This is a genomic window from Geminicoccus sp. (genome assembly GCF_036263595.1).
In the GTDB taxonomy this organism is placed as follows: Bacteria; Pseudomonadota; Alphaproteobacteria; order Geminicoccales; family Geminicoccaceae; genus Geminicoccus.
Window position 1 is genome coordinate 1 of sequence record NZ_DATAGQ010000182.1, and the last position, 6,425, is coordinate 6,425.

The following is a 6,425-nucleotide window of genomic DNA, read 5'->3' on the forward strand; positions in this document are numbered from 1 at the left end:
AAGCAAGGCAGGCACTCGGCTGGTGTTGCACGCCAGTACTGTGGCTGCCTGGGCAAGCGCGCCAACTGCCAGGTCCTTGTCTCGCTCACCCTGGCCAAGGACGAGGTCCCGGTACTGACAGGCCTGCGTCTGTTCCTGCCGGAGGTCTGGACGGCCGATGAGGCTCGCTGCATCGAAGCCGGCATACCAGAAGAGCACCGGCAGGCATTGGCGAAGACCGAGATCGCGCTGATGGAGATCGACCGGGTCGTTGCCGCCGGCGCTCGCTTTGGTCGCGTGGTGGCCGACGCCGGCTACGGCGTCAGCGCCGCCTTCCGCTCTGGCCTGAGCAGGCGCGGCCTCGTCTGGGCCGTCGGTATCCCGAAGGTGCAGAACGTCTACTCCACGGCTGTGATGCTGCACTGGCCCAAGGCCAGCACCGGCCGGCCGCGCAAGCATCCGATGCCGAGCGAGGATCCGGTTCCGGCCGCGCAGGCCCTCCAGCATGCCAAATGGCACCGCATCTCCTGGCGGCGGGGGACGAAGGGGCCGCTCGCGGCTGAGTTCGCCGGCGTGCGGGTGCGACCGGCCGAAGGAGAGCAACTCAGGCAGGGCCGCCACCTGCCGGGCGAGGAGATCTGGCTGGTGGGCGAGCACCGCAGTTCCGGTGAGCGCAAGTACTACCTGTCCAACCTGCCAGAACACGTGGACCTCGAGGAACTGGCGGCCACCATCAAGGCGAGATGGGTCTGCGAGCAGGCCCACCAGCAGATGAAGGAGGAACTCGGGCTCGACCACTTCGAGGGACGATCATGGACGGGCCTGCATCGCCATGCGCTCATGACCATGATCGCGCTCTGCTTCCTCCAGCACCTCCGGCTTCAGGAGCGGGGGAAAAAGCAAGAAAGCCGGACCCGCAGGACCACCTCCGCAACCAAGCTTGCCGGCCGTCCGGCGCCGGCTGATCGAACTGCTCCTCCGTACCTGGGCCTGCTGCCCACACTGTGGTGCTAAGGTCGGGCCTGCCCCACCAAACAGAGTGCCCAGGTAGTGCTAGTCAGGCCGAACGATATGCTGCTGCCAATTGTTGGCTCCGTGAGCGCTTGATGGTGTCGCCAAACCTGGCTGAGTATCTTCTTTCTCCATCCGCTCCAAAGCGCTTCGTCAACTCCGTATTGGCCGCATAGCACATGCCGATGGCCCTTGTTCTTCCAATTCTATTCACGTTCTGCTGCGCCATCCTAGCCCGTTGCACTTCTTCAAGAAGGTCATCATCCTTGAGATGCTCTAGATCATTGGCATAACGAATCATTTCTTCTTGAAGAATTCTACTCATATGCACAAGTTGTTCCTCGTTTGTCCACCGAAACACATGATATACCCTACTTCGCCGAAATCGCCCACCAACTTGCGATATGGCTAGAGCAGCCTGGAAGCATAGCGCCGCCGCCGATGAACCCGATCCCGGTGATCACGCCGTCGACGATGCGCTCCGTCCCCTGGATGAAGCCACAGGCGGCCATGGCGACGAGGGGAAAGGTGCGCATACCAGCGCTCCGCTCCTCGATCTCGTGGTTCCAGGCAATCGGCAGCGCCAGCAGCTAGGCGATCCTGAGCGCGCCAGGATGAGGGATGACACGAAACGAGTTCGCGAGTTCCAGAACAGCGTTCCAAAGATCTGACATGACCATCGTCGCTGTACAGCAGCTGCGCCGTTTTTCAGCTGACAGACGGCGTAGCAGCGACAAGGCAAACTTCGCGTTGGCATTCCGCGGCGGGCAGTACTGCGTTCAGTCCGACGCTGTGGCCTCTGCACGGTGCTGGCGCAACTCAGGCGCACCGCGAGCTGGCTCGTCCTGCCGGCGCTCGTAGACGCCGCCATCACCGGACACCCGGATGCCCTGCACCACCAGCCGCGCCTTGTCGTCGGATGTGCCCAGGCTGCGCAGGGCATAGTCCATCAGCCCGAAAGCAAGCTCCCGCTCGGCCATGATTGCCATGCCGATCCCCTGTCGCTCCAGGTTGGCAACTTCGCCCTCGCTGTGCGTGCGTACCGCTGTGTCGATCGAGGGGTTGAGGGTGCGCGCGATCTCGATGATTCGCCGTGTCTGGTAACCCTCGGGCGTGGCGATCACGATCAGGCGGGCCTGGCCAGCGCCGGCAGTTTCCAGCACGCCCGGCGTGGTCGCATCACCATAGATGGCCACAACGTCTCGCTTGCGCAGCGCCTCGATCCGGCGACGGTCCTGATCGACGACGACGATTGGCAGGCCCTGGCTCCTCAACCCCTTGCCCACCACGCTGCCGACCCGGCCATAGCCAACGATGACCGCATGATCGCGCAAGACGCTGCCACCGCCGTCAGGAAGGGCCGCCAGGGCGTCGTCACCACGCCGCTCGATCCGTGCCAGCAGGCGCGGCCGGGCCCGGAGCCACTTGGAGAGGCCCTCAAGCCCGGCGAACACCAGCGGGTTCAAGGTGATCGACAAGAGCGCACCGGCCAGGATCAGATCCCGGCCTTCGGGTGGCAGCAACTCCAGTGCCATGCCCAGCCCGGCCAGAATGAAGGAAAACTCGCCGATCTGCGCCAGACTTGCCGAGACGGTAAGAGCGGTCGATGCCGGATAGCCGAACGCCAGCACGATTCCGAATGCCGCCAGGGACTTGCCGAGCACGATCACCGCGACCACCGCCAGCACCGCCAGCGGCTCGCGTACCAGGATGGTCGGGTCGAACAGCATGCCCACCGACACGAAGAACAGGACGGCGAAGGCATCCTGGAGCGGCAGCGAGTCGGCAGCGGCCTGATGGCTGAAGTCGCTCTCGCTCAGCACCACGCCGGCGAAGAAGGCGCCGAGCGCAAAGGAGACACCAAACAGCTCTGCGGAGCCGAATGCGATGCCAAGGGCGGTCGCCAGTACGGACAGGGTGAACAATTCGCGCGAGCCCGTCCGTGCCACCTGGGCTAGCAGCCAGGGAATTGCACGCGCGCCGACCACCAGCACCGAGGCCAGGAACAGGCCGACCTTGCCCAGCGTCAGGACCAGAGTCAGCCAAAGGCTGTCGCCCCCGAGATGGCCTGCCACGCTGCGCGGATCCCCACCCAGTACCCCGGCGAGCGCAGGTAGCAGCACCAGCGCCAGGACCATGGCAAGATCTTCGACAATCAGCCAGCCGACCGCGATCCGGCCATTGTCGGAATCGAGAATGCTGCGCTCCTCTAGCGCGCGCAATAGCACGACCGTGCTGGCAACCGACAGTGCCAGCCCGAAGACCAGGCCGGCACCAAGCGGCCATCCCCACAGGTACGCGATGCCGACGCCCAGCGCCGTCGCCACCGCGATCTGGCCGACAGCGCCAGGGACGGCGATGTCGCGGACGGCAAGAAGATCCTTGACCGAAAAGTGCAGGCCGACGCCGAACATCAACAGGATGACGCCGATCTCGGCCAGCTGGCTTGCAAGCCCCTCGTCGGCGACGAAGCCGGGGGTGAACGGGCCCACGGCCACACCGGCCAGCAGGTAGCCGACCAGCGGCGGCAGCTTGAGCTTGCTGGCGATGAAGCCGCCGGCAAAGGCGAGCACGAGACCCATGACGATGGTTGCGATGAGGGTCGTCTCGTGCGGCATGGGGTGTCCTAGGGCGATGGTTCTATCCGGATATGGAGCATGCAGCAGCCTTTTCAACCATATTGGTCGATCTTGACCTTTCTATTTGCCGACCTATCTTCTGCTCATGTTAACCGCCGCACAGTGTCGAGCAGCCCGCGGACTGCTTGATTGGACCCAGGAGGAGCTGGCAGCTCGCGCCGGCGTCAGCCGCAGCACTGTGCGGGGCTTCGAGAACGGTCAGCATGAGCTGCACCGGGCAAGTGCTGCCGTGATGCGCGCTGCGCTGGAGGGAGCCGGGGTCGTGCTGATCGAAGCGGATGAACTCGGACCAGGCGTCCGGCTACGGACAGCAGTGCGGTAGGGTCTGCTCAACCAAGCGGGTGGCACGGCCGTGCGAACATCAGGTGCTTCGGTCACCATCCGTCGGCTCAAGGACCTCTGCGCCCATCGCGCTATTGGTCTGAGTTGAAGATCGGCTTGGGTTTTGGATGAACTGGGAGATGGTGGCATGGTCGTTAAGGGAGGCTGCCATGGCTCGGGGACCGAAGGCGCTTGCTCTTGAGCTGACATCGGCGGAACGGGCTGCGCTGGAGAACCTGATCCGGCGACCCAAGGTGGGCCAAGCGCTGGCTTGAGCGTGCTCGTGCCGTACTTGCTTGTGCCGAGCCGGAGGCCACCAATCTCGGCGTGGCCAGAATGCTTGGGGTCAGCCGGTCAACGGTGGCTTTGTGGCGCCAGCGTTTTGCCCTGCACCGGCTGGAGGGACTGGTCGATGCGCCACGTGCAGCGCCCAGGCAGATCGCAAACGGTCGAGCGTCTGATTGCGCTGACGCAAAGAGCAGATGCCGGCAAACGCCACCCATTGGAGCACCCGGTCGATGGCCAGGCGGGCCGGGATGAGCCAGACCGCCGTGAGCCGGATCTGGCGGGCCTTTGGCCTGCGGCCGCACCGGGTGGAGACGTTCAAGCTCTCGACCGATCCGGCTTTTGTCGAGAAGGCCCGTGACGTGGCCGGCCTGTAGCTGAACCCGCCGGACCGGGCCCTGGTGCTGTGCGTCGACGAGAAGCCACAGATCCAGCTAGCGCAGCGAGGCGCCGGCTCCATCCCTGCAAGGGCCGCTGTCAGGAGACAGCGGCGGGGCGCTACGGCACGACCGACCTGTTCGCCGCCCTGGACATCAAGGCCGGCACTGTCATCGGCCGCTGCCAGCGCCGGCACCGGAGCATCGAGTTCCGCGCTTTCCCAGGCCTTGGCACAGCTCGCAGATGTCGATGTGGACCCCCGGATCCTTGCCCGAGGGCAGGCTCTGCCGATCTTGGTCTCGGCAAAGCGCTGGTGTCGTGATGACCTCGCGCCGTTACGGGGGCAAGCGGAGAGCAAAGGCATGGCCTCGCAAGCAGCCCAGGACGTTATCCAAGGGCAGCAGCGTGCGGCGGCGGGACCACCGCCTCTTCGGCCTCGGTCAGGACGGCGTTGCATGGCCGGGATGATCCATCCGCTGATCGATGGTCGTGGTTCGATGGCGCCACTTGGCGACGGTCCTGGGGTTCTGCCCGTACCGGGTGGCCAGAGTGCGGGTCGCTTCTTGCGATGCTTGGAGCTCAACCGAGATGCGCGGCGTCGTACAGGCTCCAGCCATGAAGACCTGCTGCCATCGTGCGGCCTCCTCGGAAGATAACGTACCACTTCATCCCGGGACTGATGGTGTGGCCGTTGCCAGACGCCATCAATGGGAGCGCCGTCCGCCATGCCGGTGACGGCCATTGGCCTCGACCTCGCCAAGCACGTCTTCCAGGTTCACGGTGCCGACCGCGTGGGCACCGTCGTCCTGCGTCGCCGGCTACGACGAACGGAGGTCCTCAAGTTCTTCTCGTCGCTTCCTTCCTGCCTTGTGGGTATGGAAGCCTGCTCGACCGCTCACTCCCGGACACAGGCGCCGATCATGCTCGGGCATGACGTGCGTCTGATGCTCGTGCTGCCTCGGACCCCGCGACCTCCTGATCCGCCAGCGTACCATGTTGGCCAACCCGCTCCGGGCGCACCGTGCCAAAGGTCCGGGTCGTCGTCGCTTGAGGACGGAGCCGAGCTGGCGGAGCTGCTTGGCCGGATCGCGGACGAGACCGGCACCGGCATCCCGCCGCTCGCCCACGGCGATCACGGATCCAACGCTCTTCCGTTCCGGGCGCCATCTTTGCCGCCTGCAACAGCCTGCTGGCCATCATCCTCGGGATTGGATCGATCGCTCCTGCGATCGCCGCCGATGGCTCCTGCAATCGATGGCTTGGGCTCGTGCCCCGACAGAACTCAAGCGGCGGCAAGGAGCGGCCCGGGGGTATCTCCGAGCAGGGCGACCGCTACATCCGACGCTTCTTGATCAGCGGTGCCCATGCGGTGCTCCAGGCCAGCTGGAAGGGCCAGCCAGGTTCCACGACCCGGGCCATCAGCCTGCTCCAGCGAAGCCCGTTCAAGCTCGTCACGCCAGCTCTGGCCAACAGGACGGCGCGGACTGCCCTCGACGCTCTACCGGCCGCCATCCTTGCAGAAAGCGGATCATCCTCGATCCGCCGTGCAGCTCAACCCCTGCCGGATGATGGACGAACGGCCAGGCCGGGCGGATGAACCGCACGATCAAGGATGCCACCATCAAGGTCTTCCACTACCCCGATCCCGAGGCGCTCAAGGCCCACGTCCTGACCTTCGTCACCGCCTGCAGCTTTGCCAGGCACTACAGTGGCGGACGCCTTTCAAGGCCATCGGCGACGCCTGGAAGGACAACCCCTCCATCTTCAGAAGCGGCCCGCACCACCTCATCCCGGAACCAACCAACTAGGGAA

Annotated in this window: 5 protein-coding genes and 4 pseudogenes; 5 read left to right on the forward strand and 4 right to left on the reverse strand. The window is 65.1% G+C overall.

Annotated elements, in window-relative coordinates; translation table 11 throughout:
• Positions 1 to 993: IS701 family transposase (locus VHL31_RS19635; RefSeq protein ID WP_329662940.1), on the forward strand; the 993-nt coding region annotated here is incomplete at its 5' end.
• A 43-nt stretch (positions 994 to 1,036) separates the two neighbouring features.
• Here the strand turns inward: VHL31_RS19635 and VHL31_RS19640 are convergent.
• The 3 genes from VHL31_RS19640 to ybaL all read right to left on the reverse strand — a co-directional run bounded on the left by VHL31_RS19640 (position 1,037) and on the right by ybaL (position 3,608).
• A complete protein-coding gene (locus VHL31_RS19640; RefSeq protein ID WP_329662941.1) occupies positions 1,037 to 1,315 on the reverse strand; it encodes a hypothetical protein in 279 nt (92 codons plus the stop codon).
• A gap of 46 nt (positions 1,316 to 1,361) precedes the next feature.
• Entirely contained in the window at positions 1,362 to 1,580 is a 219-nt protein-coding gene (locus tag VHL31_RS19645; RefSeq protein ID WP_329662943.1) for an MgtC/SapB family protein, read from the reverse strand.
• Positions 1,581 to 1,769: 189 nt separating this feature from the next.
• Positions 1,770 to 3,608 carry a YbaL family putative K(+) efflux transporter gene (ybaL, locus tag VHL31_RS19650; RefSeq protein ID WP_329662942.1) on the reverse strand — a complete coding sequence of 613 codons (1,839 nt, stop codon included), beginning with the start codon at positions 3,606 to 3,608 and terminating at the stop codon, positions 1,770 to 1,772.
• A 106-nt stretch (positions 3,609 to 3,714) separates the two neighbouring features.
• On the opposite strand from ybaL, the gene VHL31_RS26740 reads away from it, so the two are divergent.
• Together VHL31_RS26740 and VHL31_RS19655 are read left to right on the forward strand one after the other, a co-directional pair.
• Positions 3,715 to 3,951 carry a helix-turn-helix transcriptional regulator gene (locus VHL31_RS26740; RefSeq protein ID WP_349262499.1) on the forward strand — a complete coding sequence of 79 codons (237 nt, stop codon included), beginning with the start codon at positions 3,715 to 3,717 and terminating at the stop codon, positions 3,949 to 3,951.
• Positions 3,952 to 4,120: 169 nt separating this feature from the next.
• Positions 4,121 to 4,833 (forward strand): annotated as a pseudogene (locus VHL31_RS19655) (IS630 family transposase); the annotation flags it as partial.
• 148 nt (positions 4,834 to 4,981) lie between these two features.
• On the opposite strand, the pseudogene VHL31_RS27025 reads toward VHL31_RS19655, so the two are convergent.
• A pseudogene (locus VHL31_RS27025) lies at positions 4,982 to 5,246 on the reverse strand (IS481 family transposase); the annotation flags it as partial.
• Positions 5,247 to 5,338: 92 nt separating this feature from the next.
• Here VHL31_RS27025 and VHL31_RS19665 point away from each other — a divergent pair.
• Together VHL31_RS19665 and VHL31_RS19670 are read left to right on the forward strand one after the other, a co-directional pair.
• Positions 5,339 to 6,210: pseudogene (locus VHL31_RS19665) on the forward strand (transposase).
• Positions 6,183 to 6,421, forward strand: a pseudogene (locus VHL31_RS19670) (IS481 family transposase); the annotation flags it as partial. The pseudogenes VHL31_RS19665 and VHL31_RS19670, both read left to right, overlap by 28 nt.
• Positions 6,422 to 6,425: the final 4 nt, after the last annotated feature.

Coding starts and splice junctions, on each gene's coding strand:
- VHL31_RS19640 (WP_329662941.1), bottom strand. CDS start 1,315: ATGAGTAGAATTCTTCAAGAAGAAATGATTCGTTATGCCAATGATCTA.
- ybaL (WP_329662942.1), bottom strand. CDS start 3,608: ATGCCGCACGAGACGACCCTCATCGCAACCATCGTCATGGGTCTCGTG.
- VHL31_RS26740 (WP_349262499.1), top strand. CDS start 3,715: ATGTTAACCGCCGCACAGTGTCGAGCAGCCCGCGGACTGCTTGATTGG.